Origin of the sequence: Halorubrum vacuolatum, assembly GCF_900188065.1 — an archaeon.
Lineage (GTDB): Archaea > Halobacteriota > Halobacteria > Halobacteriales > Haloferacaceae > Halorubrum > Halorubrum vacuolatum.
Genome location: NZ_FZNQ01000002.1, coordinates 57,403 through 84,401, shown reverse-complemented (window position 1 = coordinate 84,401; position 26,999 = coordinate 57,403). Strand labels below are relative to the sequence as shown.

Sequence of the window (26,999 nt, the reverse complement as noted above, 5' to 3'; positions counted from 1 at the left end):
CGAAAGCGGAAACCGCTACGCCGCGGCCCGCACACGGAGGAGCATGGCTCTCGAAATGCGCCCATACGACGCGACAACGGACGCCGACGGACTGTACGACTGCAAACTCGCCTTCGAGCGTGGATTGGGGGAGGGAACCGGCGGCGAGGAGAAAGCTGCCGTTTATGATCGGAAGCTAACCGACGCCTACCGGGAACGCTGGCTTCAGTGGGTGGACCGCTGTGTGGCCGACAAGCCCCGGTGTGTCACCGTCGCCGTCGACGACGAGGGCGCGGTCGTCGGCTACGTGTTCTGTCTCCCGGAGCGACTGTCGATGATCTGGGACGCCGCCGTGATCAACGAACTCTACGTCGCACCGGCACATCGGGGCACGGGGCTGGCGGACGACCTCATGGACGAAGCGCTTGCGCTTGCCGATGACCAGGACCTTCCTCTGGATCGGATCCTCCTCGACGTCGACCCGGCGAACGAGCGGGCCCGTGCCTTTTATGATCGTCACGGGTTCGACCCGTGGGGCGAACTCATCGTCCGAGCCGTCGACGACAAATAGGATCACAGAGCAGGTGCATCGGCCCCGATCCTATCGCGGCTCACCCAGACAACGCGGGACGAGCCAGTCGGCCGCCATCTCGGCGACGGTGCCCGTCTGGCCGACGAAGAAGTGATCGCCTTCGACCGCGACGACGTCGGCGCCGACCTCCCGGGCGCGATCGACGACGGGACGCCACTCGGCCGTCTCATCACGGGTGCCGTAGATGACCTGCACCGGTGTCGTTGGGGAGTCGAGCGCGGCGACCGCGTCCACGTCGGGATTCAATCGGGCGGTGGGTGCGAGCGCACAGGTCCCGACACACTCGGGACGGCTCGTACCCGCGACGAGCGCGATACACCCGCCGAAGGAGTAGCCGAAGAGCGCGACCCGGTCGTACCGCTCCAGCGCCCAGCCGACCGCCCGATCGGCATCGGTCGATTCGCCGTAGCCGTCGTCGTGGGCCCCGTAATCGAACCGTAGACAGTCGACGCCGCGGGCGGTGAGGACGTCGCTCACCGCCCGGAGCCGTCCGTCACCCCGGTGGCCGCGTTGCCGTGGATCCGGCGGACACGCGACGACGATCGAACCCGTCGCTTTCCGGTCAGCCGCGTTGCTCGTCCGGTCAGCCGCGTTGCTCGCCCGGTCAGCCGCGTTGCTCGTCCGGTCAGCCGCGTCGGTCGACTTCTCCGCTTCGAACCACCCCTCGGTACCGTGTACCGCCCGATCGAGGCTCGCACGAACGTCCCGTGCGCCGGGGATCAAGACGGTTTCGGACATGGAGGAACACGGCTACCCAAGGGCAAAAACCGTTTCATGCACGCGCATCATCTCACACCGGCCGGAACGCCGTCCAGGCTGCAAAGCTTCAAGCCACCGGGCCTCATGAGGGAAAACATGACTGCCCCCCGGGGGCGATCGGAGCAATGAGCGACGACGACGAGGATTGGTTCGAACGGACTCTCCGCGAACTCGAGGAGTCGGACGAGAGCGACGAACTCGTCGAGTTGGAGGAGTCCCTTGAAGACGCCGACCGCGACGCGAATGAGGCGATGAGGATCGACGACGGGCTCGATGGAGCGCAACAGTCCGACGGCGACGGCGCGATCGATGAGGGTCCGGAAGTTGACAGCGACGATCCGGGTGCCGACAGCGACGAGAGCGAGGTCGGCGGTAGCGACGAGAGCGAGGTCGGCGGTAGCGAAGAGAGCGAGGTCGGTACCGCTCGAACGACTGAGGCGGACACCGCATGGCGTTCCTCCGGGGACGACGGGGTGGATCCGTTCGGCGGCGCTCGGGAGGACGACGAGGTGGATCCGTTCGGCGGCGCTCGGGACGACGATGAGACGCCACCGAGCCGGAGCGCCGGGGACGTCACCGATCCGTTCGTCGATGGCACCGGCGCCGATGCTGCCCCGTTCGGCGGGGGCGTTCAGGGTGGGGCGGATCCGTTCGGTGGGGACACCGGAGTGGGAGCCGGCCCGACGGACAGTAGCCCGCTCGGGGGCGCCGAGGATCCGTTCGGCGGCTTCGCCGGCGGCGACGACTTCGGCTTCTCGGAGTTCGGCGGTCGGGACGGAACCGGCGTCGAAACGTTTGACGACGAGGAGTTCGACTCGGAGATCGATCGGATCGTCCTCGGGATCGACGGCCTCGATGAGATGATCCTCGGGGGCGTCCCCCGCCGATCGCTCATGTCGATCATCGGCTCCGCCGGGACGGGCAAGACGACCTTCGCGTTGCAGTTCCTCAACGAGTCGCTTCGGAACGGCGAAAAGGGCGTCTACATCACGCTTGAGGAGAGCCGAGAGGCGATCATCGACACCGCCGAGGAGCGTGGCTGGCCGTTCGAGGAGTACATCGATGACGGCCTGCTCGCGCTCGTCTCGCTCGACCCAGTCGAGATGGCGAACTCGCTCTCATCGCTCCGGAACGACCTCTCCCGGCTGATCACCGACTTCGGGGCGGAGCGGCTCGTCCTCGACTCCGTCTCGCTTTTGGAGATGATGTACGATCACCCCGCGAAGCGACGCTCGGAGGTCTTCGATTTCACCCGATCGTTGAAGCGTGCGGGGGTGACGACGCTTCTCACCTCCGAAGCCAGCGACGAGAGCCCGTACACCTCGAGACACGGAATCGTCGAGTATCTCACTGACGCTGTGGTCATCCTCCAGTACGTTCGTACCTCGAACTTTCAGGAGACGCGGCTGGCCGTTGAGATCTTGAAGATCCGCAACGCGAATCACTCCCGGGAGGCCAAGCCGTACGAGATCACCGACGACGGGATCTCCGTGTATCGACAGGCGAATATTTTCTGAGAGGCACGGACGGATCCCGTCGGATGGGAGACGCCGTCCACTTTTATCCCGTCGCGCGCTGAACGGTCGATTATGTACGACCGAATACTCATTCCGACGGACGGCAGTGAGGGCGTCGACCGTGCAGTCGATCACGCGATCGACGCGGCCGACCGCTACGACGCGACGCTACACGTCCTGTACGTCGTCGACAGCGACATCGTCAACGCCTATTCCGGCGACGAGTACGTCGACGAGGCGGAGGGTGCCGAGTCGACGCTGGAGGAGAACGGCCGTCGGGCGGTCGAGACGGTCGCCGAACAGGCGGCCGCCGCCGGGGTCGAAGCCACCACGGCGATCGTGTACGGGGTGCCACACGAGGAGGTCCTCCGGTACATCGACAAGGAGGATATCGACCTCACGGTGATGGGCTCGAAGAACCGCCCGGGCGATTACCGACGGATGCTTGGATCGGTCACCGAGCGCGTCTCGCGGCTGTCGGCGGCCCCCGTTAGCATCGTGAAGACGACCGTCGGCTAGGGACGGCCGTCCGCCAGGGACGACCGTCGGCTGTCGCCGTACGGTGGACCCGCCGAACGGGACCGGCCACCCGATGTGACGACGATCCGCTTCACGGGACCGACCATCCGATCTGGCGGCAACCCGCCGACGGGATAGCTCCCGTGGCGGCGACGCCGTCCGTGATCTTCAAGACTTTACGTCCGGGGAGCCACCGCCACGTATGAGCCATCGAATCCTGTTATTAGGGGCACCGGGTGCCGGCAAGGGGACACAGAGTAAGCTGCTCGCGGATGCGTACGGGATCGACCACGTCACGACGGGCGACGCGCTCAGGGCGAACAAGGACATGGAGACCGAGTACGGTACGCCCCGATCGTTCATGGAGGCGGGCGAACTCGTCCCGGATCCGGTGGTCAACGAGATCGTAAAGGTGGCACTGGAGGAGGCCGACGGCTTCGTGCTCGACGGCTATCCACGAAACCTCTCACAGGCGGAGTATCTCTCGGAAATCACCGATCTCGATGCGGTCATCTTCCTCGACGTGAGCGAGGAGGAGCTCGTGGGGCGGCTTGCCGGCCGGCGGATGGACCCCGAGACCGGCGAGATCTATCACGTCGAGTACGACTGGCCCGAGGACGAGGCGGTCCAAGAGCGGCTCGTCCAGCGTGCGGACGATGAAGAGGACACCGTTCGCGAGCGGCTTCGCGTCTATCGGGAGAACACCGAACCCGTCATTTCACACTTCCGCGACCGAGGGGACCTCGTCGAGGTCGACGGCGAGGCCCCTCCGGAAGAGGTCTTCGAGCGTCTGAAAGCCGTCATCGAGGGATGATATCCGCCGGGAGATCCTGTAAGGTTCTTAACCGTCGACCGCCAATCCCGGCGTAATGAGCAAGGTCGAACGGCGTGTCCGCTCGTTGGTCCGTGAGGACCGCGAGCTCCGCGGCGCCATCGAAGTGGTCCTCGATGCCGCCGAAAACGGCGAGGGCGTTGACGACGAGGTGCGGTGGATCGACGTCCGCGATGAGATCACCAGCGGACAGTGGGGCCGACTGATCGAAAAGGAGATCCTCGTCGACGGCGAGAGCGGGTTCGCGCTGGCCGACCGCGAGGGGATCGAGGACGGGTTGGACGTCGAGGACGACCTCACCCAGGGGAGCGACTTCGAGGCCCCGGAAACGACGACATGGACGACGTGGGACAAACTCGCCGCGCTGTCGACGGTCGGGTTCTTCGTCGGCTACGCCTTCGAACCCGTCAGAGCCGTTATCGCTGGGGCCATCGACCTCGTCTTCGGGCCGCTCATGGCGCTCGTTCCCTTCTACGTCGTGATCATGGTGGTCGCGCTCGCGACTGGCCTCTACTCGACGCTGTTGCGCGCCGGGCTGATGGACATGGAGAAGATGAGCGTCTATCAGGACCGCATGAAAGACATTCAGGAGCGTCGCAAAAAAGCCAAAGAGCGGGACGACGACGAGGCGATGGAAGCCATTCAGGAGGAGCAGATGGAGGCGATGGGCGATCAGCTCGGCATGTTCAAAGAGCAGTTCCGCCCGATGGTCTGGATCATGTTCCTCACCATCCCGGCGTTCCTCTGGATGTTCTGGGTCGTCGGCTACCGCGGCACCGAGGCGCAGTACTCGCTTGAGACCCTCGTGATCCCGTTCGCCGGAACCGTCGAGTGGACGACGGGCGTGATCGGGCCGATCCAGGTGTGGATCGTCTGGTACTTCCTCTGCTCGATGGCGTTCACCCAGATCGTCCAAAAGAGCCTGAACATCCAGATGACGGCCTCGTCCTCGTAGGTCGTTTCCGGCCCGTTTCGGCCCCGTGTCGGCTGCTCCGGTGACTTCCGGACGAACAGACGGGTTGTCCACCTGCATCGATCGTTCGGTGAGCGAGCGTGCTCGATTCCCATCGATCGGGAACGATGACCGCGCTTGAAGGGGAACGTACATTAAATACTACATGTCGCCCGGAGGTGATAGCGGTCGGACGGCCGCGAGCCGAGCCGGGAGGACGCTCATCATGACCGCATCCACAACCGAGATCATCACCGAGCTCGAATCGATATCAAATCCCGCCATCGACGGCGATATCGTCGAGACGGGCCTCGTCGTCGACGTCACTCGCGACGGCTCCGAGGTAACCGTCACCCTCGCGGTGAACACCCCGTTTGCGCCCATCGAGACCGAGCTCGGATCCGAGATCCGCGAGGCGATCGAGGCGCTCGGCTTCGACCCCACACTCCGTGCAAGCGTCACTTCCGAGCAGGGGTTCGACGATCAGGTCCTCCCCGGCGTCCGCAACGTGGTCGCGGTCGCCTCCGGCAAAGGCGGCGTCGGGAAGACGACCGTCGCGGGCAACCTCGCGGCCGGCCTCGACGACCTCGGCGCACACGTCGGGCTGCTCGATGCCGACGTACACGGTCCGAACGCTCCCCGGGTCCTCCCCGTTGAAGGGGACCCGGGAGTCACGCCGGAGGGCGACATGATCCCTCCGGATTCCGCGGGGGTGAACGTGATGAGTGCGGCGTTCCTCATGGACGATGACGACCCGGCGATCCTTCGTGGGCCGATGGTGAACGACGTGATGCGCCGGTTCGTCGAGGACGTCGAATGGGGACGGCTCGATTATCTCGTCGTCGACCTGCCGCCGGGGACCGGGGACGCCTCGTTGAACCTGCTCCAGACGCTTCCGCTCGCCGGCGTCGTCACCGTGACGACGCCACAAGAGATGGCCGTCGACGACACCCGAAAGGGAATCCGTCTGTTCGAGCGGCATGACGCCCCGCTCCTCGGCGTCGTCGAGAACATGAGCGGGTTCACCTGCCCGTCCTGTGGCGACGCACACGACCCGTTCGGCGAGGGACAGGTCGGGATGTTCCGTGAGCGCTACGGCGTCGACGTGCTGGGACGACTCCCCATCCATCCGGCGTTCGACACCGAAGCGAACGACGGGCCGGCGATCCGGACCGCGGGCGACCAGCTTCGAGGGACGCTGCGATCGCTCGTCGAGGACATCGTGAACGCGATAAGCGAGGCGAACCTCAGGAAGGTGGCCGAAAGCGCGGATGAGGAGACGGCGGGATCGGCCCCCCTCACGGCACAGTAGGTCGCCCGTGTCCACTCGGAGGCAGGACCGGTGTTCCGCCCGGGGATTATAAAAACCGAAACGCATGAAGGGGTATTGAGAGGGTTTCTGGGTACGTCGGTCAGGATAATGACGCGTGAGCACACTTCGAGTCGCCCGTGGATGGCTGGCGTCCCCCGCGAACGGCCGTATTCCGGGCGACGACCGACCGCCGTCCGTGCAGACGTGGCGGTGAGGGCCTCAGCCGGGAAGACGCTCGACGACAGTGGGATCCCTGGCCGGGAAAGGGCGGTCGATGAACCGGGGGTGTCCGAATGAGCGAATCCCGTCTCGTCCGTCGGGCCGGCCCGGAGGCTCGTGCCGCCGCAGCGTTTTATCGATCGTTGAACGACGCGGCCGAACGACACGGGATCGTCACGCTCGCGTGTACGTATCGGTGTGCATCGGGCGGACGGCGTTCCGGGGAGTGGCGCGGGGTTCCTGTCGCCGATCTGCTCGCCGACGCACCGCCCGAGACGACCCATCTCCGTGCCGTCTCGGCGGACGGCTATCGGGCGCCGGTGGCGATCCCCGACGCGCTCACGGCGATCGTCGCGACCGAACGGCTCGACGAGGCCTCCGACGGACTCCCGCGTCTCATCGGGGAGTCGATCCCGGGTCCACGGACCGTCCAGAATCTCGTCCGGCTAGAGCCGGTGGCGTTCCCACCCGGATCCGACACGGATCCGGAATGGATCGACGACCCGGACGCGGTCGGTCACGATCCGGCGGATACACCGGGGGTGCTTGGCTGATGGGGATCGAGGTGACCCCCGTCGTCGTCGCCGGGGGAAGCTCCCGGCGGTTCGGCACGGCGGACAAGCTCGTCGCGCGACATGCGGGACGCCCCCTCATCGACCACGTCGCGACGGCGGCCGCGGAGGCCGTCGGCTCCGACCCGCTGCTTGCGACCCACGACGGGACACACGAAGCGCGACTCGTCGGCGCGCTTCGGGATGTGGAGGCTCGTTTCGTTCACGATCACCCGGAGTACGCCGGCCCCGTGGCCGGGATCGCCGCGGCCATTCCACACGTCGACACGCCCTGGACGTTCGTCTGCGGTGGCGACATGCCGTGGCTCTCGAAGCGAGCGATCCGGTCGCTGTGTACCCGGTGTGAGCGGCTGCAACCGGACGGTGTCGTCCCGGTTCGCGACGGTCGGCCCGAGCCGCTCCATGGAGTCTATCGGACCGATGCCCTCGAACGGGCGGTCGCCGACGCCTGTGAACGGACGAGCCTACGAGGGGTGATCGAGCGGCTCTCGCCGCTCGTGACCGTCCCGGCGACACACGCTGGGAAGTCACTCCGTCGATCGCTCGTCGACGTCGACGAGCCTGACGACCTCCCGACCGCCCGATCCGAACCCGCCGTGGGATGACCGACACGTCACTGTCGGTCGGATGTTTCACCGAAAACGGCCGTCGAAAAACGTCTCTGCCGCCCTGCTGGGGCCACGCCGATCCGTCTTGGAACCGCGGCGATTCGCTTGAAAATCGCGGCGATTCGCTTGGAACCCGCGCCGGTCCGCCATCGGAACCGTGCCGATCCGCTACTGGAACCCGATCCGACCGGAGCCGGTATCACGAAGCGTGTCCCTCGCGCCGCCTTTGAACTCCTGTTCGACCTCCTCGTAGTAGGACATGAGGTCGTCGGTGATCGTGGGCCGGACCGACTCCATCGCCCGGCGGAAGTGTTTCATCTCCACCTCCGTCGCCGTCTCGTCGTCGCGGAGCGCTTCGATGGCGGCCTCACGGGCGATCCCCTCCAGATCGGAGCCGACGTAGCCGTCGGTGATCTCGGCGACCTCCCGGAGGCTGACGTCGGGGGCCAACGGGGTGTCGCGGGTGTGGATCTCGAGGATGCGTTCGCGACCCTCCTGATCGGGCTCGCCGATCATCACGAGCCGGTCGAACCGACCCGAGCGCAGGAGCGCGGGGTCGATCATGTCCGGGCGGTTCGTCGCGCCGATCACCATCACGTCGCCCATCTCCTCTAACCCATCGAGCTCGGTGAGTAGCTGGTTGACGACGCGCTCGGAGACGTTGTTGCCCACCTCCTGGCCGCGGGAGGGTGCGAGGCTATCGAGCTCGTCGAAGAAGATGATCGTCGGGTTCACTTGTCGGGCCTTCCGGAACGTCTGTCGGATCGCCTTCTCCGACTCGCCGACCCACTTCGAGAGCAGCTGCGGGCCGCGGACGGAGATGAAGTTCGCGTTCGTCTCGTTGGCGACCGCCTTCGCCATGAGCGTTTTACCCGTGCCCGGCGGACCGTACAGCAACACCCCCTTCGGGGCATCGACGCCCATCCGGTCGAACCGCTCGGGCGAGGAGAGCGGCCACTCGACGGACTCTTTCACCTGCTGTTTCGCGTCGACCAGCCCGCCGACGTCGTCCCAGGATATCTTCGGCAGTTCGACGAGCACCTCGCGCATCGCGCTCGGTTCGACCTCGCCGAGCGCGCCGCGGAAGTCCTCCCGTTTGACGATCATCCGGTCGATGAGGCTCGGCGGGATGTCCTCCTCGTCAAGGTCGATCTCCGGGAGGTACCGTCGCAGCGCCTTCATCGCGGCCTCCTTGGTGAGGCTCTCGATGTCGGCACCGACGAATCCGTGTGTCTCATCGGCGAGGTGATCGAGCGAGACGTCGTCGGAAAGCGGCATCCCGCGGGTGTGGATCTGGAGCACCTCCTTGCGGCCGATCTCGTCGGGGACGCCGATCTCGATCTCGCGGTCGAACCGTCCGGGACGGCGAAGCGCGGGGTCGACGCTGTCGACGCGGTTCGTCGCGGCGATGACGATCACTTGCCCGCGGGTCTCCAAGCCGTCCATCATCGTCAACAGCTGGGCGACGACGCGACGTTCGACCTCGCCAGTCACGTCCTCGCGTTTCGGCGCGATGGAGTCGAGTTCGTCGATGAAGATGATCGACGGGGACTCCTCCTTGGCGTCCTCGAAGATCTCCCGGAGTTGCTGTTCGGACTCGCCGTAGTACTTCGAGATGATCTCGGGGCCGGCGATGGAGAAGAACGACGCGGAGGTCTCGTTGGCCACGGCCTTTGCGAGCAGGGTCTTCCCGGTGCCCGGCGGGCCGTGCAGGAGCACGCCCTGTGGGGGCTCGATCCCGAGCTTCGAGAAGATCTGCGGGTGTTTCATCGGCAGCTCGACCATCTCGCGGACGCGCTGGATCTCCGATTGGAGCCCGCCGATGTCCTCGTAGGTGATCCCGCTTCCCGTCTTTTCGAACCCGGAGATCGGCTCCTCGCGGAGTTCGACGTCCGTATCCTCGGTGACGAGACAGACGCCCTCGGGCTCCGTCTCGATGGCGATGAGCGGGATCGCCTGTCCGGGCGAGCGCATGAAGGGATGGTTCGTCGAGCTCATCACGGGGACGATGTCGCGTTCGACGACCGGCCGCTTGAGGATCTGGCGTTTCACCATGCCGGCGGCGTCCGAGCCGAACTGGACCGACGCCTCCTCGGGCGGGGCTAACACGAGCTTGTCGGCCTTTTCGGCCTCGGCTTTGCGGATCGTGACCCGCTCACCGATGCCGACGTCGGCGTTCTGCCGGGTGAACCCGTCGACCCGAACGGTGTCGGTGTTCCAGTCCTGCCGGTCCGCACGCCACACCTTCGCCGCGGTCGTCTCCGTTCCCTCGATCTCGATGATGTCGCCGGGGGACAGCTTGAGATGTAACAACGTGTCGGGGTCGAGCCGTGCGATTCCCCGTCCCGAGTCGTTCGGGTACGCCTTCGCCACTTCGAGTTGGACTTCGTTCATGATTCCTCGCGGGGGGTATCGATAGGTGGATGTGGGGCGGCCATAAGCCTGTTGCTCATGGGGGTTTCACCCGAAAAACGGGTGGTTCCCCGCCCGCGTTCGCCGCAGTATGTCATCATGTAACACGATATGGAAGGCGTGGTTAAAACCCCGTCGTCCATCCCGTGTTTCGCCGGCAACACCGACCCGTCCGTCACTCTTCACCCGTCCGTCCGTCACTCTTCACCCGTCCGTCCGTCACCCATCCCGGGCGACCCCGGAGGCGACGTGTTCCGGCACCCATCGCCGCGCCCATCGCGTTGAGGAGAACGTCGCTCCAGGCGAACGTCCGCCACGGGATGATCCCCTGCACGAGTTCGATCCCGAACCCGTATCCGGTCGCAAGGAGGACCGCGATCGCCAACCCACTCAGGTTGACCCCGGTTACCCCGACGAGCAGCCACGCGAGCACGGCATACCCGAGGAGGTGAAACGGGTCGGTGAGGCCGACGCCGAACGGAAGCCCTGGGCCGCCGCCCGCGGAGCCAGGTATCGGCACGATCGACGCGATCAACACGAGTAGCGCGAAGCCGACGATCGGACGGATGCGGCCGTTGCCTCGGGTGGCAGCGTCCTCGCTGGTCCCTGCCTCGGAGCGGGTCTCAGCGGCCGAATCTTCCATGCATCCGTTTCGGGCGGATGAATGTTTAGGTGGTTCGGATCCGTGGGTCTCGACCGCCTGTGTAACCATTATCACTTACTCAAGGGGGTCAACAGCTAACACGCTGTGGCACTAATATAATAATCGTACATTACATGACCGACTTAGGTGGATATCGAGACCGCGTGGCACAGGTCGACCTCACTGAGGGTGAGGTGAACTATCAGGGCATCGACGACGAGGACGCAAAGAAGTACATCGGGGCCCGGGGACTGGGCGTCAAATACGTCTTCGAGGCGGGGCCCGACGTCGAACCCCTAAGCCCGGAGAACCGGCTTGCGTTTATGACGGGACCGCTCACGGGAACCCAGACCGTGATGAGCGGCCGGATCGCGCTCGTGACGAAATCGCCGCTGACCGGAACCGTAACCGACTCCCACCACGGTGGGTGGTCCGGGGCGCGCCTGAAATGGGCGGGTCTCGACGGCATCCTCATGGACGGCGCGAGCGACGATCCGGTCTACCTGTACGTGAAAGACGGGGACGTGGAGATCCGTGACGCCTCCCATCTGTGGGGCATGGGTGTCCACGAAACGATCGACACCATCGACGAGGAGTTCGACGCCACCGTCGGCCGCAACCTCTCGGTGATGGCCATCGGTCCGGCCGGCGAAAACGGCGTACGCTATGCCTGCGTGATGAACGAGGACGACCGTGCCTCGGGCCGGGGTGGGACCGGCTGCGTGATGGGCTCGAAGAACGTGAAAGCGGTCGTCGTCGAGGCCGGCACGCGGATGCCGAAGCCCGCGAAACCGGAGCTGTTTCAGGAGGGCTACCAGCAGGCGATGGAGGTCATCCGCGAGTCCGAGGTGACCGGCCCCAACGAGGGCGGCCTCTCGGTGTACGGAACGAACGTCTTGATGAACGTCACCGAGGAGATGGACGGCCTCCCGACGAAGAACGGGAAGTTCACCTCCACGGAGGCGTACAACGGCGGCGAGGGGATCGACATCGACGCGGAGCGGGTCTCCGGCGAGAACGTCCGTGAGAACATCCTCGTTGACGAGCCGACCTGTCACTCCTGCCCGGTCGCCTGTAAGAAGGAGGTCGAGGTGCAGATGCACCACAAAGGCCAGGACATGAACGTCCGGACGGAGTCCTACGAGTACGAGTCGGCGTGGGCGCTCGGCCCGAACGCCGGGCACACAAAGCGCGACGAGATCGCGCTCATGTTGGAGCGGTGTAACGACACCGGCATCGACACCATCGAGGTCGGCAACATGTTGGCGATGGCGATGGAGATGTCCGAGGAGGGAAAACTCGAGGAGGGGATCGACTGGGGCGACGCCGAGCGCATGATCGACATGATCGACGAGATCGCCCACCGCGAGAACGACCTCGCGGACCTCCTCGCGGAGGGCGCAGAGCGCATCGCCGACGCGGAGGACGCCCACGACAACAAGCTCTCGGTGAAGGGCCAGACGATCGCCGCCTACGACCCCCGCTGTATGAAGGGGATGGCGATCGCCTTCGCGACCTCGAACCGCGGCGCCTGCCACCTGCGCGGGTACACCCCTGCCGCCGAGATCCTCGGCATCCCGGAGAAGGTCGATCCGTACGAGTGGGAGGGCAAGGGTGAACTCACCGCGATCTTCCAGGACCTCCACGCCATCTCGGACTCCTTCGACATCTGCAAGTTCAACGCCTTCGCGGAGGGTATCGAGGAGTACGTGCTCCAGTACAACGGCATGACCGGCCGTGACGTCACGGAGGACGAGCTCTTCGAGATGGGCGAGCGGATCTACAACCTCGAACGCTACTTCAACAACCTCGCCGGCTTCGACGGCGAGGACGACACCCTCCCAGGACGATTCGTCGAGGGGCATCCGGACGCGATCCCCGGTCAGGGCGCGAGCGAGGGCGAACTCGCCGAACTCGACGAGATGAAAGCCGAGTACTACGAGCACCGCGGCTGGGTCGACGGCGTCGTCCCGGACGAGAAACTCGAGGCGCTCGACATCGACATCGGCCCCGGAACGGGCGTCTCCGCGGGCGACTCGGCCGCTCCGGCGGACGACTAGCGACGCAACCCCGACACCGAATTTTTATCGGACTGCACCGCAAGCGTCGCGTATGGTCCACGATCCGCTCTCCCCCTCGGAAGCCGTTCGCACGCCGGTCGGTGCCGTCGCGGGAATAAGCAGCGCCTTCATCCTCCTCTACTCGCTCGTTATCATGAGTCAGATACTCATCGGGCTCGCATTTGCGGGTGTCCTGACGGCTGGGGCCTATCTCTGTTACCGCGTGCTCGCCGTGCTCGATTCGATCGCGGACGCCGCACAGCGTGTCGCGGCCGTTCGCGAACACGAAGCTTCCGTCGAGTGAGGGGTTGTCCACCAAGCCCAGCAAGGCCATCATGCCACCAGGGTCAACAACCCACCAAGCGCACCGAGGCCGAAGGTATTTGCAACGCCCCGGCCTTCGGTTAGTATGAACAGGCGCGGTCGGCTCGGTCGGTCCGGACGGCTTGGACGACTCGGTCGGCCCGGGCGACCCGGGCGTCTGTCGCTCCTCGTGGCTGTCTGTGTGCTCATCCCGCTCGTGGTGTTTTCGGGAGCGGCCGCCGCGGATCCGGGTCTTACGACCGCACAATTGAACGCGACCGACGAGCCGATCGAGTTTGCCGACACGCTGGAAACGACCGATCCGCTTGAAAACGAGACGGGGACGACGGAGGTGATCGTCAGATTGACGCCCATAGGTGAACCGGACGCCGAGGGCGACGAGGCGCTCACGGAGCTTCGCGAACACGCCGAAACCGAGCAGGTCGCGTTCGAGTCGTTCGCCGAGGACCATCCCGAGGTGACGATCGAGCGGGAGTTCTGGCTCGCGAACGCCCTGCTCATCCACGTCGACGCCGAGGAGATCGGAACCGAGGAGCTGCTCGCGACGGAGAACGTCACCGCGGTGCATGAGAACATCGAGATCCGGACGCACGCTGCCGCCCAGCCGACCGTGACTCCGACGGGTCAGAGTAAACCGATCGACGAGGTCACCACCCCGTCGGACGAGTACACCCCGGGGCTCGAACTGATCGGCGCGCCGGAGGCATGGGATCGATTCGACACACGGGGGGCTGGTGCGACCGTCGCCGTGATCGACACCGGTGTCGACCCGAACCACCAGGACCTCGACCTCGTCGCGTGGGCGGAGTTCGACGAAAACGGGACCGTCGTGAGCGACCGCGTCGCCGACGCGAGCGACCCCGACGGACACGGCACACACGTCGCCGGCACCGTCGCGGGCGGGGACGCCTCGGGCACGCACATCGGGGTCGCCCCCGACGCCTCGCTGTACGGGATGGACGCCTTCGGCGAGGACGGGACGGCCACCTTCGCGAGCGTGCTCGCCGCGATGCAGCGGGCGACCGCCGATGACGACGTGGACGTCCTGCAGATGAGCCTCGGCTCCGACGGTACGTTCAACGGGTTCATCGCGCCGGTTCGAAACGCCCGTGCCGCCGGGGCGGTCGTCGTCGCCGCCGCGGGGAACTCGGGCCACGAGACCTCCTCTACACCCGCCAACGTCTACGACGCACTCGCGGTCGGGGCGGTCCGTGACGACCGGGCGGTCGCGACGTTCTCGGCCGGCGAGTCGATCAACAAGACGGCCGCGTTCCGCGACCCGCCCGCGGCGTGGCCCGACCACTACGTCGTCCCCGACGTGACTGCACCGGGGGTCGGCGTACTCAGCGCCGAGGCCGGAACGACCGACGGCTACGTCGAACAGCAGGGGACGAGCATGGCGGCCCCACACGTCGCCGGGGTCGCTGCGCTCGCAGTCTCGGCGACGGACGGCGAGGTCACCGACGACGACCTGCAGGCCGCGGTGATCGACACCGCGGTCCACCCCAACGGGGCGACCGAACCCGATGATCGCCACGGCCACGGCGTCGTTGATGCTCCCGAGACGGTGGATGCGGCGGTGTCGGCCGTCCAGCCGGAGCCCGAGCCGACGGAGACGGATTCGTCATCGAACGATACCGCGGACGACGCCCCGGGGTTGGGTGTCACGGTCGCGCTGGTCGCGCTGGCTGTCGCCTCGCTGGCGGCCGTTGGACGTGGTCGTCGGCCCTGATGCCAAGCCGACTCCGGTGGCCTGGGGTGATACACTGACGATGGGCCTACGAGGAAAAATCAGAGAGGCTGCCGGTTGACCGATCGTCCGTTGATTCCGTGTCCGACTCCTCGTCGTGGTGCTCGTTGTCGTGGTGCTCGTCATGGCGATCCTCGATGGACCCACTCGGATCGGTGTCGTTTCGGCCAGTTTCGGTGTTCGGGTCCTTCTCGGTATCAGGGCCGTCTTCGTGGATGGACGTCGCCCATGGATCGTTCGGGTCGACTGGTTCGACGGCGCGATCGAGTTCATCGGCGGTGTAGTCGCGGTCGGGGTCAAGCAGCATGGCGAGCCGCTGCCAGCGCGCGCTCCGTTCGTCCTCGCCCTCCGGCCCGACGCGAGCGCCGTGGGTTTTAAAAAAGCGCGTCCCGCGGCCGCGTTTCGATCCCTCACCGGTGTGGCCGTCGAAGATCGCATCGAACTTCCCGTCCGGTTCGAGGTCGCCGACCGGGAAGTCGTGGGTGGGTTCCTCCCCGCTCTCGATGGCCTCGGCGCGGCGGTCGGCGACGCGTCGGAAGTATTCGTCGGCGTTCGCGGCCTCGCGGGTTGATCGGGCGCGGGCGGCCGCGAGCGCGCCGTGGATCGCACAGAGTCGCCCACGCCACTCGTCGGGCTCGTAGCGTTCGGTGGCGAGTTCCTCGTAGCGCGCGATCGTCGTCGCCACCGGGTCGCCCGCGCGGAGGTCCTCGACGACGTAGAGGTTCAGTCGGTCCCAGAGGTTCCAAGCGTAGCCGGAGCGGGCGAGCTCCCAGGCGGCCCACGCGGCGACCTCCTCGTCGGACCGCCGAACGGCCTTTTGAAGCAGGCTGGAGACGGCATACCGGCTATAGCCGCCGTCGGTCTCGTTCGGCTCTTTGGGCTCGCCGAAGTCGTTCTCGCCGGTCGCCTCCGGCGGCGTGTCGGTTTCGAGGCTGCCGTCGGCCCCGAAGGTCGCCTGTCGGTCGTCGCTCATACGTTCGGTCACCCCGGCTGTGACTTAAAAGCGTTCGCGTCGCGGGCGGCCGGCGAGGCCGCGTTGACCCGACGCGGATCGGCGCCGAAAGAGAACCCTTAAGACGGATCCGTCGACTACGATACGATGACCGCTCTTAGCTCAGCCTGGTAGAGCAGCCGACTGTAGATCGGCTTGTCCCCCGTTCAAATCGGGGAGAGCGGACTGTTGCTGCGAACAACGTGAGCAGTCAACAGTCCACGGACCGATTTTGAGCAGACGAGTCGCAGGCCCGCGCAGCGAAGCGAGCAGGAACGTCTCGGCGAGTTCAAATCGGGGAGAGCGGACTCGTTTTCAAGCCGATACCGAATCACAAGAGGGCTCTAGCTTGTACTTAAGCGTCTCCCACGCTCCGCGTGAGAGGTGGGCTTGCTCCAAGCCACACCCGCTCCCGTCATGCGCTCCTAAGAGTTGAGAGCGCGTCATACGTTTTAGCTCTATGCGTCCCGTCAGAGCCCTCTGAGCTACCCAAAGGGATTACTCACACCTTCACCAACGGACGGGAGAATAGTATGCAAGATGGAAATGAGCTCGTCCCATGTCCCCGGTGTGGAGAGCGCTACAAGCGCATTGAGCACACAAAGGAGGGAGACGTGTATATTCACCATACAGAGACAGGGAGGGAGGAGAGGCGGTGTCTTGTCCGACAAGAGTAGCCCTCTCCTCACGTGATTTCTGGAAGCGCAAGGCATACTCGAAGAGACCACCGGTAGGCAACGGTACCAGGAGTTCAAGGCCGTGGACATCTTTGAAATCCTCACCCGATTGTTTGACTGGGTCGGCCCCGAATTTGGGTTAGACCGTACCGCGCGGATGTCTATTTAATATACCCTGCGGAACGCTAACCTTCTAACTAAAATTTCAGGACCAAATTTTTGATTACATCTCCTGAACAACCGCTGAGTAAAATTTGAATCCTGGTAGTGCCATCGTGCCAGCGAGAAGCCATCGAGCGGTCCAGCCGCTGAACGGGTGGCCCATGCGGTGCCATCCTCCGAGGTGAGTGAATCGACCGTGTTGGTGGACTGCATCGGCGGTCACCCCAGGGTCGCCTCCTCGGCCGTCCCTGGATCGACTGGGCCGGGGTCGTGTACGAGAGTCATGATCCGGTGTGACCTCACGTCAAGGGAGCCGGTGACCATCCGCATGGCCGTGGATTGGATTATCCGAGGGTTTCAAGCCGTGAATTAGCGGTGCTTCGCTCCGCGTGTCCCTCGTTCATGTGAGCAGAGCGGATCAGGCCTCAAAAGACGTGTCGCGTGCCCGCACAACCCTATATCAATCTCCATCGAAACCCGTGTATCACGATGACGGCCGCGATCCCGAAGATCGTCAACACGACCATGTAGAAGATCATAATGATCCCCATCTGCTTGGTCGTCATCTCCCCTTCAAGAATGTCCGTGATCCCCATGATCGGATGCGATCCTCCGGCACAATAAGTTTCACTGACATTGCCCCGTGCACCGAAGCACGTTATCGCTCCCGTATAGCTAAAGGCGGGTACTTGAGACGGGGCGATCCCGATCGGGTCATCAACGCCGGGGGGATCCGCTCTCCGCTGGCATTATCTCCGCCGTTTCCCTAGCAGTGAATAGCAATGCCTGGACGGACCGTCGCTGGGGTCGATTGGGCCGGAGGAGCGTGGCTCGTGGTGATGAACGAGGACGATGGGATCGACTGTACCGTTGAATCGAACCTGGAATCGCTCTGGGACGCAAATGCGGGGTTCGATCGGATCCTGATCGACGTGCCGATCGGGCTCCCGAGCGACGACGACACGCTCGCGAAGCGCGAGGAACTCGACTCGTGTGCCCGGTCGGTGACGGGTCGACCGAGCAGCGTCTTTCCCGTCCCCTCGAGGGATGCGTGCACAGCTGCGGGGGATGGCGAGGACTACGAAACCGTTGCTGAGCGGAACCGGGACGACCTCGACAAAGGGCTCAGCACGCAGTCCTACGCCATCGCCGGGGCGATAGCCGAGATCGACGAATTCCTCCGGAACAACGAGGGCGCCGAGCAGCGCGTGATGGAGGCACACCCGGAGGTGTGCTTCCGTGGCCTGCTCGGGGAGCAGTTGGAGCACTCGAAGACGAGCGCACGGGGGATCGGAGAGCGCCTCAGCGCGCTCGACGGATACCTGGACGAGCCCGGAGCGACGCTGGGTCGACTCTGTCGCCAGCTAGACACCGAGACCGCGGACGTCACCGTCGACGACGTGGTCGACGCGCTCGGGCTGTGTGTCATCGCGGGTCGCCCCGAGGACGACCTGATGACCCTTCCGGAGACGCCCAGCCTCGACGATGAGGGGCTCCCGATGCAGATGGTCTACTGGAGCGACGAGTCGCTGATCTGAGCGAGGGGTGTGAGTTACCAGTCCCCAGCGACGGTTTCTCGGACCGCTCCAGCGGCGGACCTGCGGCTGCCGTGCTCAGGCTTATTCGTCTTCGGGGGCGAACGAGTCGAAGACGAACGCCTCCAGCGCCTGCTGTGCCTGTTCGGGGGCCTCCTCGTGGCCGAGCGAGATCCGTCGCCCGCGGGCGGCGTGGATGACGTCGGTGACGAGCTGACCCATCAGATCGGGGTCGACCTCGCGGAACGTGCCGGATTCGATCCCCTCCTCGATCACCTCGATGATGCTGCCGCGGATACGGTCGTAGTGCTCGTTGAAGATCGCCCGGTGGGTCTCGTCGTTCTGGGCGTAGGTGTAGAGCTCGTGGTAGACCTTCATCCGGTCCCAGTGGGTGAACTCGCCGAACTCCGGCCCGAAGAGGCACTGATCGACCCGGGCGCGAAGCTCGGTGTAGGGGTCCGCGTCGTCGTCAAGCTCCACGCTCCCCTCGTACTGTTCGATCACGTATTCGAGAAACGAGGAGAGGAGGTCGTGTTTGCCCTCGAAGTGGTAGTGGATCACCTGCCGGGTCAGCTCCATCTCCTCGCCGATGTCGCGCATCCGGAGGTCCGTATAGCCGTGTTTGCTCAGCGCACGGAAGGTCGCCTCCATGATCACCTCCCGGGTGTCCTTCGCGGAGGGTGTTTCGCGTGACTCGCTCATGACACCTCCTCCGCCGGTGAGCTATATAACTGGACTGCCCGAGGGCCCCGACCTTTACCATCCAGTACATTTTTAGCCTCAGTATCGGTTGAATAGATCGGTCGGTGAGGGGTTCGAATTGAGCGGTCGGGTACGCCGGTTGTTTATAAACGGTCATGGGGGGACGTCCGCCTGTTTATAAAGGCTGATGATGATCGGGGGCAGTCGGCGGAGCGACGAACGAGAACCGAGGATCGATCGCCGCCGCCGTACTCACACCGCAGCCTCACGCCTCCCCAGCCTCGCCACGGCTGGTTTCTCAACCAGCCGTGGGCTCCCTCGCGCTCGGTTTCGCGCCCTGCGGGCGCTCACCGGAGCGCGCCGACCGCCGCCGGTCGAGTAGATGGTATATCCTCACCCAGTCGGAGGCGTATGTAACCGACCGACGGGTCGGGTTCGCTCACCACTCCTCGGGAGCGACGATCGGTTCCGAACGCTCCTCGCCGGTACAGGAGTGCATCGAGAGGGGCCGTTCCGTTCGCTCTCGACCCGCCGGGTCGTCGATGGTTTCGCGGGTGATCTCCTCGTCGACCCGGTACATGTCGATGTCCGTGAGCCGGTCGCCGTCCGCCGTCCCGTACGTCTCACAGAGATATTCCGCGAGGTGGTCGGCGACGGGAACGTCGTCACCGTCGTCCGGCAGCGACGCCATATAAAAGCGCTCGCGGTAGGTGTCGTGTTGGCGCTGGAGCTGATCGTACGGTCGGTCCGCACGCAGTTCGTCGCCAGTTCTGAGGTCGATCACCTCACCGTCGGCCGTCCGCGCCGGGAAGACGTAGTATCGGTCGGTCGTCCGGGGGTTCGGCGCGAAGATCGACCAGTCGGTCTGGAACTCGTACAGGGCGGTCGCACCCGTCTCGAGCTCCGCACCCGGCGAGTCCTCGTCGATGACGCCGACCGCTGATGCCGCGGCGGCCATGCCGAGTACGACCCCCGCGCACACGATCACCACGAGGAGCGCGTGTCGGCCGGTGAATCGGTCGGGGGTGACGAAGGGGAGTCGGGCGGACAGGCCGACACGAAGCCGGCTCGACAGTCCATGCGTCGGATGGGGTGCCAGCCGGGCGATAGCGACGATGTGGTCGCGGGCCGTCGTGAGTCGACCGGATCGGTCGGCGGAGGCGGTTCGGTTCGGGGAGAGCCGTGAACGCAGACGACCCACATCCCGCCACGTCGAGACGGGTACAAACAGCGACAGGCCGGCGAGACAGACGTAGGAGAACGCGCCGATCCGGGTCGTGAGCGCGAGCGAGAGGTGGACACCGGCGAACGCCGCGACGAGGAGGGTCCGCGGGCGATCCCGAAGGATCAGAAGCAGCGGGGAGGCGAGCAGCAATCCGAACCAGACGAGCCCGCCGAACTGTAACGCCTCGGGGAACGCGCGAAGCGAGTCGCCGAGGAGGAAGGTGATCTCGTCGATCCCCATGATAAGGACCGTGGCCTCTCCGGACCACCAGAGCGGCGATTCAGTCTTGTGGATCCCGTTGACGAGATACATCGTCACCATCTGCGCGAGGATGAGGGCGGTCGCGATGCCGGCAACTGAGGACCGACGCGGACGGTCGGCGACCGCGGCGTCGATCGACCAGCGCTCGCCTAGCGGGAGGAAGATCGCCCAGAAGAGGAGCGTGGCGAACAGCGTGTCCGCGAAGCTCAACACGAACGGGTTTCGGAGGTCGAGCGAGACGACGAGGAGGAACGCCGCGATGGTCGCCACTCGCGTGTAATAACCCACGGCGAGCGCGAGGCCGACGAGTCCCGTCAACGCGAACAACGCCGCGGTGGCCTGCGGGGTCGACACCAGCATGTACACCGAGTACGCCGCGGCGGGTTCGGCGGCGATCGCAAGCGACCTCGGCACGACACCCTCGTCAATATAAAAGAACGAGAGGTTCCGCGACCGCAACAGTACGTCCGCGACGATCAACAGACCGGCGAGGAGACGAAACAGCGCCAGCGAACGCGTGTCGATCCGGATCCGCTCCCGTATCGAGACGCGGAGCCACGTCGCCGCTCCCGCGAGCGACGACGATATCTCACCCGGAACGGACGGCTGTGAAGACACGGGTCTACAGCCCTTCGATCCGGTGATCGTATAACGGTTGTGTCCCCCGAAGACGATGGTTTGGTCACCGGCGCGTGCGTCTCATCCCCGTCCACGGATCGCGACGGCGACGGCGCCGACGATGGCGAGGAAGCCGGCGAGGAACGCGACCGGCTGTAAGGCCAAGCGCTGTGCAACCACGATTCCCGGCTCACGTTCGACGGTACGGGTCCAGAACTCGTACTCCTCGCCCTCGTGTGCGACGATCAGGAGCCCATCGCCGAGTGTCGGCTCCGTGGGATATGTGAGCGAATCGACGCGCTCGCCCGGTTCATCGATGACGAACGCGCCCTCGGGATCCTCACGGGCGCGGTCGAAGGCCGCCCGTGCGTCCGCATCGAGGTCATCACGGTCCCTCACATCGGTCCCGTCGAATGTCGGGGTGTCCGGCCCGGCCGGCTGGACGGCATGGGTGTACACCGGGTTCGGGTCGTCGACCGCGACCGGGAGGTACAGCGGGTTCGCCATCAGCGCGGTCCCGGCGACGACCAATACGACGATGAGGACGCGGTCGTCCATGGGGACAGGAGGACGGCGGTGCGTATGAGCGTTCGGTCGAGGCTGCGTGTATGCGTGTGCAATCCAGTGACGTCCATCACGTGGACGCGATCACGAACGAACACGAGGCGACGGGATTTACAACGCTCCCCAGAGGCGACGGGATTTACAACGCTCCCCAGAGGCGACGGGGTTTACTATCGTCGGGCGGTAACATGGGACATGAGCGTACGGTTCGACTTCGCGGGTGACGTTGCGGTGGTGACCGGTGCATCGGGCGCGCTGGGGAGCGCGGCGGTCGAGACCTTTCGGGAGGCTGGGGCGACGGTTGCCGCCGTCGACGTACGTGGGCCCGAGGACGACGGCTCCCTCCTCCAGCCGGACGACGGAACCTCGTTTTATGCGGCTGACCTGACCGACGAGGACGATGTCGAGGGCACGATCGACGCCATCGTCGAGGAACACGGTCGGATCGATCACCTGCTCAACATCGCCGGTACCTGGCGTGGCGGGGATCCGATCGCGGGGACGGACGAAGAGCTGTTCGACCTGCTTTTCGATGTCAACCTCCGAACGATGTTTCTGACCAGCAAACACGCCCTGCCACACCTCCGTGAGCGCGAGGGAGCGATCGTCTCCGTCTCCGCGCGGTCATCGTTGGAGGGCGGTGCCGGCGACGGACTGTACCGGGCGACCAAGGCCGGGGTTCGGATCCTCACAGAGACCATCGCCGAGGAGAACGAGGGAGTCGTTCGTGCGAACGCGGTGATGCCGAGCGTGCTCGATACGCCGATGAACCGGGAGATGATGACCCCGAGCGACGATTGGGTCGACCCACATGACGTGGCGCGGGTGATGGCGTTCCTCTGTTCGGACGCCGCTGACGTGACGAGCGGCGCGGCGGTGCCCGTCTACGGCGAGGCGTAGCCTTCGACCCTATTTTATGCATAAATAGCCGACCGCGAGATCGCGTTCGCTTATCGAGAGCAACGAGCGAAGAGGTCTATCGACGGAACGAGCGAAGAGTACTTTACCGTTGAATGAGGGTAGAGTCATGTAAAGGTAACACATGGGCATTGTTGAACGTACACTTAGCAGCCGACCGTCGACCGACACGCTCGTCGTCGGGTTCGTCGCCGTCGTCGGCACGGTGTTGCTTTTCGATCTCCTCGCTCGATTCGCGGCGATCGAGATCCCGCTGTTTTGGGGAATGACCTTCGGCGGCCGGACGACGTTCGTGGGCTTCGCCGGACTGTTGTGGAGCGGGATCGTCGTCGGACTGATCTTCGGGCTCGCAGGGATCGGCCTCTCGATGACGTACAGCATCCTGAACTTCGCAAACTTCTCACACGGGGATCTCCTGACGACAGGCGCGTTCACCGGGTGGGGGGCCGCGCTCCTCGTCGCCGGGTGGGGGCTCGCCGATGCCGGCTACCTCCTCACGGTGCGTGCCGGAAGCGGACCCGGACCGACCGAGATCGGCGCGTCGGTGGTGAGCGCACCCGTTGCGGTGCTCATCGGAGCGCTCGTCGCGGCCCTGCTCACCATCGCGGCGGCGCTCGTCATCGACCGGACTGTATATAAACCGATGCGCGACCGCGGCGGCATTCCGCTGCTCATCGCCTCGATCGGGGTCGCGTTGATCCTCCGATACGTGATACAGTTCGTCTACGGAAGCCGAAACCGCGGGGTCACGTCCACGGAGGGCGTTCGCCGGGATGTTCTCGGCGTCTCCATCAACCTGCATGACCTCTCGCTGGTGATCGTCGCCGTGGCGTTGATGCTGGCGATGCACCTCCTCTTACAGCGAACGAAGCTCGGAAAGGCGATGCGGGCGATGGCGGACAACAAAGACCTCGCGCTCGTGACGGGGATCCCAACCGAGCGCGTCGTGCAGGCGACCTGGATACTCGGCGCCGGACTCGCTGGCGTTTCGGGATACCTCTACGTGCTCGAACGGGGAACCGCGGAGTTCAACATCGGCTGGTTCCTCCTGTTGTTCATCTTCGCTGCCGTCATTCTCGGCGGGATCGGCTCCATCTACGGGGCGATCGCCGGCGGCCTCGTCATCGGCCTCGTTCACGAGGTCTCGCTCATCTGGCTCCCCTCCGATTTCAACGCGGCCGCGGCGTTCGCGATCATGATCCTCGTGTTGTTGTACCGACCTGAAGGGATCTTTGCGGGGGTGTCGACGGCATGACGGACGGATCGGGCTCCGAGCCGCAAGGGGGCGAGCAGTCGCCCGGAGCCGAACCGCCCGGGGACGGAAGCGTTCGGGCGGTGTTCGACGACATGTTCGGCCGGATCGAACGCAGCGACGTGCTGATCGTCGCCACGGCGATGGTGGCGGTGTACACCCTGTTTACGATATTCGTGCTGTTACGGCTCGGGATCACGACGGGAACGCCGAACGCCATCGCCTCCGCATGGCGTGAACTCACCTTCCTCTTTGCCGCCTACGCGATGTTGGCGCTCGCGTTGAACCTCCACTGGGGCTACACCGGGCTGTTCAACATCGGCGTCGCCGGCTTCATGGCCGTCGGCGTCTACACGATGGCGCTCCTCTCGACGCCCGCGGATGCGATCTCGGGACAGGGCCTCGGGCTTCCGCTCCCGATCGGCGTGATCGGTGGGATGATCGCCGCGGCACTGGTTGGGCTCGTGGCTGCGGTACCGGCGTTGCGTGTCCGCGCGGACTACTTCGCGATCGTCACCCTCGGGCTTTCCGAGATCATCCGTCTGACGCTGAACTCGCGGACGCTCTCGGAGTGGACCCTTGAGCGCTTCGGCTTTGCGACCGGTGGTGGGAGCGGGATCGACCTTCCCGACCGGCCGACAGACGCGTTGTTCGACACCGCCGTGGGCGAGGCGCTCATCGAGCTGTTCGTCGTCGAGATCGGCGGCGAGGAGGTCACGCTCGTCGCCGCGTCGGTGCTTCGACGGTTCACTTGGGCGGTCGTGATGCTCGCGATCACGGTCGGCTTCTACTGGCTGTTGCGACGGATCGGTTTCTCGCCGTTCGGGCGGGTGTTAAAATCCATCCGTGAGGACGAGTTGGTCGCACAGTCGCTCGGGAAGGACACGCGGATCTTCAAGATCAAGGTGTTCATGCTCGGCTGTGCGCTGATGGGGCTTGCCGGTATTCTCTGGCAGGGAAGTCAGGGCTTCGTCAGCCCCGACTCGTTCCGCCCCATCGTGACGTTCTACGTGTTCGTCGCCGTCATCATCGGGGGTTCGGGGTCGAACACCGGCAGCGTGATCGGGGCGCTGTTTTTCGTCTCGTTGCTCTTCCTCGCACCGCGTCGGGTGGGCGGGATCGTCGACGCGAGACTCGATCTGCTCGATGCGCCGGGGACGTTCGCCGGGGCCGTTGATCCCCTGATCACCGTCTTCAACGCCGAACCCATGCTCGCGTATGCGATCGACAACATCTCCGCGCTCCAGTTCATTCTGCTCGGCGTCGTGTTGATCCTCATCGTCCAGTACCGGCCCGACGGCGTGATGGGCCACCGCACCGAGACCGCGGCGGCAGCCGATCTCGACCGCCCGAACCGGGGTGAGTCCGATGAGTGAATCGCAGGGATCGCCCACGGCAGCGGCCGAACGCGACACGGCCACTGCGGACACCGCCGAATCCGATGGCAGTCGTGCTGAGGCCGTCGAGACACCGCTTCGCGTGGAGAACCTTCGAAAGACCTTCGGGGGGATCGTCGCCGTCGACGACGCGAGTTTCGTCGTCGAGTCGGGAAGCCTGACCGGCCTCATCGGGCCGAACGGCGCCGGAAAATCGACGACGTTCAACTGTATCACTGGTGCACACAAGCCCGACTCGGGCGTCGTCGAGTTCAAAGGGGAGGCGATCACGGGGTTGCGCCCGGACCAGATCGCGACCCGTGGGCTTGTTCGGACGTTCCAGATCGCCCGGTCGTTAGAGGAGATGACCGTCCTCGAGAACCTGATGCTCGCGCCGAAAGGGCAGATCGGCGAGACGCTCTGGCGGTCGGTCCTGCCGGGTGCCCGGGGGCAGGTGATCAAACAGGAAGAGGAGCTTCGCGAGCGGGTCTGGGAGACGCTCGAATTCTTCGAGATCGACCACCTTGCACAACAGCAGGCAGGGACCCTCTCCGGCGGTCAGCGAAAGCTTCTGGAGATGGCGCGGGCGCTGATGACGGATCCGGACATGCTGCTTCTCGACGAGCCGCTCGCCGGCGTGAACCCAACGCTCGAACGCAAGCTATTGGCGCGAATTCACGACCTGCAGGCAGAGGGCTACACCTTCCTCCTCGTCGAACACGATATGGACGTCATTATGGAACACTGCGAACGGGTGATCGTGATGCACCAAGGGTCGGTGTTGGCCGAGGGCGACCCGAGCGTTATCCGTCATGACGAACGTGTGATAGAGGCCTATCTTGGTGAGGACGTATGAGCGAGGACGTGAACTCGACAGCGACGGACGACGAACCGACCGATAACCCGCCAACGGACGGACCGGTATCCGCAAACACCGATCCGTTGGCCTCCGCACCGGAGTCATCGCTCCTGGAGGTTCGCGACCTCGACGCCGGCTACGGCGACCTGCAGATCCTAAACGGGATCGACCTCGATGTCGGCGAGGGGGAGTACGTGACCGTCGTCGGTCCGAACGGCGCCGGAAAATCGACCGTGATGAAGTCGGTCTTCGGGCTGACGACCTTCATGGGCGGGTCCATCGAGTTTGCCGGCGAGGCGATACACGGGCTTGCCCCCGAGCGGATCATTCACGAGGGAATCAGCTACGTCCCCCAAAACGAGAACGTCTTCTCGGCGCTGACGGTGCAGGAGAACCTCGAAATGGGCGCGTACATTCTCGATGAGGTCCCCAAAGACCGGATCGAACACGTCTATGACCGGTTTCCGGTGCTTCGCGAGCGGAAGACACAGAAGGCCGGATCGATGTCCGGCGGCCAGCGACAGATGGTCGCCATGGGGCGGGCGCTGATGCTCGATCCGGACCTGCTTCTCCTCGATGAGCCTTCCGCAGGGCTCGCGCCGGACCTCGTCCAGGATATGTTCGATCGGATCGACCGCGTCAACGACGACGGGACCGCGATACTGATGGTCGAACAGAACGCGAAGGAGGCGCTGCGTCGATGTGACCGCGGCTACGTCGTGGCACAGGGGAAAAACGGCTACGTCGACACCGGCGACCGGCTTCTCGCCGACGAGGAGGTCCGTCAGCAGTTCCTCGGTGGGTGAACA

General features: G+C 65.1%; 25 protein-coding genes and 1 tRNA gene. 18 read left to right on the top strand and 8 right to left on the bottom strand.

All coding sequences use genetic code 11. The features are described 5' to 3' along the window. Window positions 1-43 precede the first annotated feature (43 nt). Window positions 44-550 carry a GNAT family N-acetyltransferase gene (locus tag CHB65_RS02815; protein ID WP_089383805.1) on the top strand — a complete coding sequence of 169 codons (507 nt, stop codon included), beginning with the start codon at window positions 44-46 and terminating at the stop codon, window positions 548-550. 30 nt (window positions 551-580) lie between these two features. Here the strand turns inward: CHB65_RS02815 and CHB65_RS02810 are convergent, their stop codons facing one another. Continuing rightward, window positions 581-1,309 carry an alpha/beta hydrolase gene (locus tag CHB65_RS02810; RefSeq protein WP_089383544.1) on the bottom strand — a complete coding sequence of 243 codons (729 nt, stop codon included), beginning with the start codon at window positions 1,307-1,309 and terminating at the stop codon, window positions 581-583. A gap of 146 nt (window positions 1,310-1,455) precedes the next feature. Here CHB65_RS02810 and CHB65_RS02805 point away from each other — a divergent pair, with 146 nt between their 5' ends. The 7 genes from CHB65_RS02805 to mobA all read left to right on the top strand — a co-directional run bounded on the left by CHB65_RS02805 (window position 1,456) and on the right by mobA (window position 7,858). Next, the gene (locus CHB65_RS02805; protein WP_089383543.1) at window positions 1,456-2,847 is read left to right on the top strand and encodes a KaiC domain-containing protein; all 1,392 of its coding nucleotides are present in this window, start codon (window positions 1,456-1,458) and stop codon (window positions 2,845-2,847) included. 72 nt (window positions 2,848-2,919) lie between these two features. Next, window positions 2,920-3,366, top strand: coding sequence for a universal stress protein (locus tag CHB65_RS02800; RefSeq protein ID WP_089383542.1), 447 nt, complete (start codon window positions 2,920-2,922; stop codon window positions 3,364-3,366). A gap of 202 nt (window positions 3,367-3,568) precedes the next feature. Further along, on the top strand, window positions 3,569-4,180 hold the full coding sequence (locus CHB65_RS02795; protein WP_089383541.1) for an adenylate kinase: 612 nt from the start codon (window positions 3,569-3,571) through the stop codon (window positions 4,178-4,180). Between the two features lie 55 nt (window positions 4,181-4,235). Continuing rightward, the gene (locus tag CHB65_RS02790) at window positions 4,236-5,153 is read left to right on the top strand and encodes a DUF106 domain-containing protein (protein WP_089383540.1); all 918 of its coding nucleotides are present in this window, start codon (window positions 4,236-4,238) and stop codon (window positions 5,151-5,153) included. A 223-nt stretch (window positions 5,154-5,376) separates the two neighbouring features. Continuing rightward, complete coding sequence (locus tag CHB65_RS02785; RefSeq protein ID WP_089383804.1) at window positions 5,377-6,462, top strand: Mrp/NBP35 family ATP-binding protein; 1,086 nt, start codon at window positions 5,377-5,379, stop codon at window positions 6,460-6,462. Between the two features lie 293 nt (window positions 6,463-6,755). Continuing rightward, complete coding sequence (locus CHB65_RS02780) at window positions 6,756-7,235, top strand: molybdopterin-binding protein (protein WP_089383539.1); 480 nt, start codon at window positions 6,756-6,758, stop codon at window positions 7,233-7,235. Then, entirely contained in the window at window positions 7,235-7,858 is a 624-nt protein-coding gene (gene mobA, locus CHB65_RS02775) for a molybdenum cofactor guanylyltransferase (RefSeq protein WP_179213563.1), read from the top strand. Before CHB65_RS02780 ends, mobA begins: the two co-directional genes overlap by 1 nt. Window positions 7,859-8,029: 171 nt before the next feature. Here the strand turns inward: mobA and CHB65_RS02770 are convergent, their stop codons facing one another. After that, a complete protein-coding gene (locus CHB65_RS02770; RefSeq protein ID WP_089383537.1) occupies window positions 8,030-10,255 on the bottom strand; it encodes a CDC48 family AAA ATPase in 2,226 nt (741 codons plus the stop codon). 193 nt (window positions 10,256-10,448) lie between these two features. Continuing rightward, the gene (locus tag CHB65_RS02765; RefSeq protein WP_089383536.1) at window positions 10,449-10,916 is read right to left on the bottom strand and encodes a VanZ family protein; all 468 of its coding nucleotides are present in this window, start codon (window positions 10,914-10,916) and stop codon (window positions 10,449-10,451) included. 134 nt (window positions 10,917-11,050) lie between these two features. Between CHB65_RS02765 and CHB65_RS02760 the strand changes: the two genes are divergently transcribed. From CHB65_RS02760 to CHB65_RS02750, 3 genes are all read left to right on the top strand, one after another. Beyond that, window positions 11,051-12,976, top strand: a complete 1,926-nt coding sequence (locus tag CHB65_RS02760; protein WP_089383535.1) for an aldehyde ferredoxin oxidoreductase family protein — start codon at window positions 11,051-11,053, stop codon at window positions 12,974-12,976. A 52-nt stretch (window positions 12,977-13,028) separates the two neighbouring features. Then, window positions 13,029-13,280, top strand: coding sequence for a hypothetical protein (locus CHB65_RS02755; RefSeq protein ID WP_089383534.1), 252 nt, complete (start codon window positions 13,029-13,031; stop codon window positions 13,278-13,280). A gap of 105 nt (window positions 13,281-13,385) precedes the next feature. Then, window positions 13,386-15,032, top strand: a complete 1,647-nt coding sequence (locus CHB65_RS02750) for a S8 family serine peptidase (protein WP_089383533.1) — start codon at window positions 13,386-13,388, stop codon at window positions 15,030-15,032. 46 nt (window positions 15,033-15,078) lie between these two features. Here CHB65_RS02750 and CHB65_RS02745 read toward each other — a convergent pair whose 3' ends face one another. Continuing rightward, window positions 15,079-16,023 carry a hypothetical protein gene (locus CHB65_RS02745; protein WP_089383532.1) on the bottom strand — a complete coding sequence of 315 codons (945 nt, stop codon included), beginning with the start codon at window positions 16,021-16,023 and terminating at the stop codon, window positions 15,079-15,081. Between the two features lie 130 nt (window positions 16,024-16,153). Here CHB65_RS02745 and CHB65_RS02740 point away from each other — a divergent pair. Next, window positions 16,154-16,227 (top strand) — tRNA-Tyr (locus tag CHB65_RS02740). A 1,108-nt stretch (window positions 16,228-17,335) separates the two neighbouring features. Here the strand turns inward: CHB65_RS02740 and CHB65_RS17255 are convergent. Continuing rightward, window positions 17,336-17,476, bottom strand: coding sequence for a hypothetical protein (locus CHB65_RS17255; protein WP_179213562.1), 141 nt, complete (start codon window positions 17,474-17,476; stop codon window positions 17,336-17,338). A gap of 186 nt (window positions 17,477-17,662) precedes the next feature. On the opposite strand from CHB65_RS17255, the gene CHB65_RS02735 reads away from it, so the two are divergent. Then, a complete protein-coding gene (locus tag CHB65_RS02735; protein ID WP_089383531.1) occupies window positions 17,663-18,418 on the top strand; it encodes a DUF429 domain-containing protein in 756 nt (251 codons plus the stop codon). An 81-nt stretch (window positions 18,419-18,499) separates the two neighbouring features. On the opposite strand, the gene CHB65_RS02730 is transcribed toward CHB65_RS02735, so the two are convergent. The 3 genes from CHB65_RS02730 to CHB65_RS02720 form a co-directional block, all read right to left on the bottom strand. Further along, window positions 18,500-19,117, bottom strand: coding sequence for a TetR/AcrR family transcriptional regulator (locus tag CHB65_RS02730; RefSeq protein WP_089383530.1), 618 nt, complete (start codon window positions 19,115-19,117; stop codon window positions 18,500-18,502). Window positions 19,118-19,556: 439 nt separating this feature from the next. After that, entirely contained in the window at window positions 19,557-21,221 is a 1,665-nt protein-coding gene (locus CHB65_RS02725; protein WP_089383529.1) for an HTTM domain-containing protein, read from the bottom strand. An 81-nt stretch (window positions 21,222-21,302) separates the two neighbouring features. Then, the gene (locus tag CHB65_RS02720) at window positions 21,303-21,779 is read right to left on the bottom strand and encodes a hypothetical protein (protein ID WP_089383528.1); all 477 of its coding nucleotides are present in this window, start codon (window positions 21,777-21,779) and stop codon (window positions 21,303-21,305) included. Window positions 21,780-21,980: 201 nt separating this feature from the next. On the opposite strand from CHB65_RS02720, the gene CHB65_RS02715 reads away from it, so the two are divergent. The 5 genes from CHB65_RS02715 (at window position 21,981) to CHB65_RS02695 (ending at window position 26,996) form a co-directional block, all read left to right on the top strand. After that, window positions 21,981-22,685, top strand: a complete 705-nt coding sequence (locus tag CHB65_RS02715) for an SDR family oxidoreductase (protein WP_089383527.1) — start codon at window positions 21,981-21,983, stop codon at window positions 22,683-22,685. A gap of 142 nt (window positions 22,686-22,827) precedes the next feature. Then, complete coding sequence (locus CHB65_RS02710) at window positions 22,828-23,958, top strand: branched-chain amino acid ABC transporter permease (RefSeq protein WP_089383526.1); 1,131 nt, start codon at window positions 22,828-22,830, stop codon at window positions 23,956-23,958. Continuing rightward, window positions 23,955-25,331, top strand: a complete 1,377-nt coding sequence (locus CHB65_RS02705) for a branched-chain amino acid ABC transporter permease (protein ID WP_218818911.1) — start codon at window positions 23,955-23,957, stop codon at window positions 25,329-25,331. The genes CHB65_RS02710 and CHB65_RS02705 overlap by 4 nt, the downstream gene beginning before the upstream one ends. Beyond that, the gene (locus CHB65_RS02700) at window positions 25,324-26,187 is read left to right on the top strand and encodes an ABC transporter ATP-binding protein (protein WP_089383525.1); all 864 of its coding nucleotides are present in this window, start codon (window positions 25,324-25,326) and stop codon (window positions 26,185-26,187) included. The genes CHB65_RS02705 and CHB65_RS02700 overlap by 8 nt, the downstream gene beginning before the upstream one ends. Further along, window positions 26,184-26,996, top strand: a complete 813-nt coding sequence (locus tag CHB65_RS02695) for an ABC transporter ATP-binding protein (protein ID WP_089383524.1) — start codon at window positions 26,184-26,186, stop codon at window positions 26,994-26,996. Before CHB65_RS02700 ends, CHB65_RS02695 begins: the two co-directional genes overlap by 4 nt. Window positions 26,997-26,999: the final 3 nt, after the last annotated feature.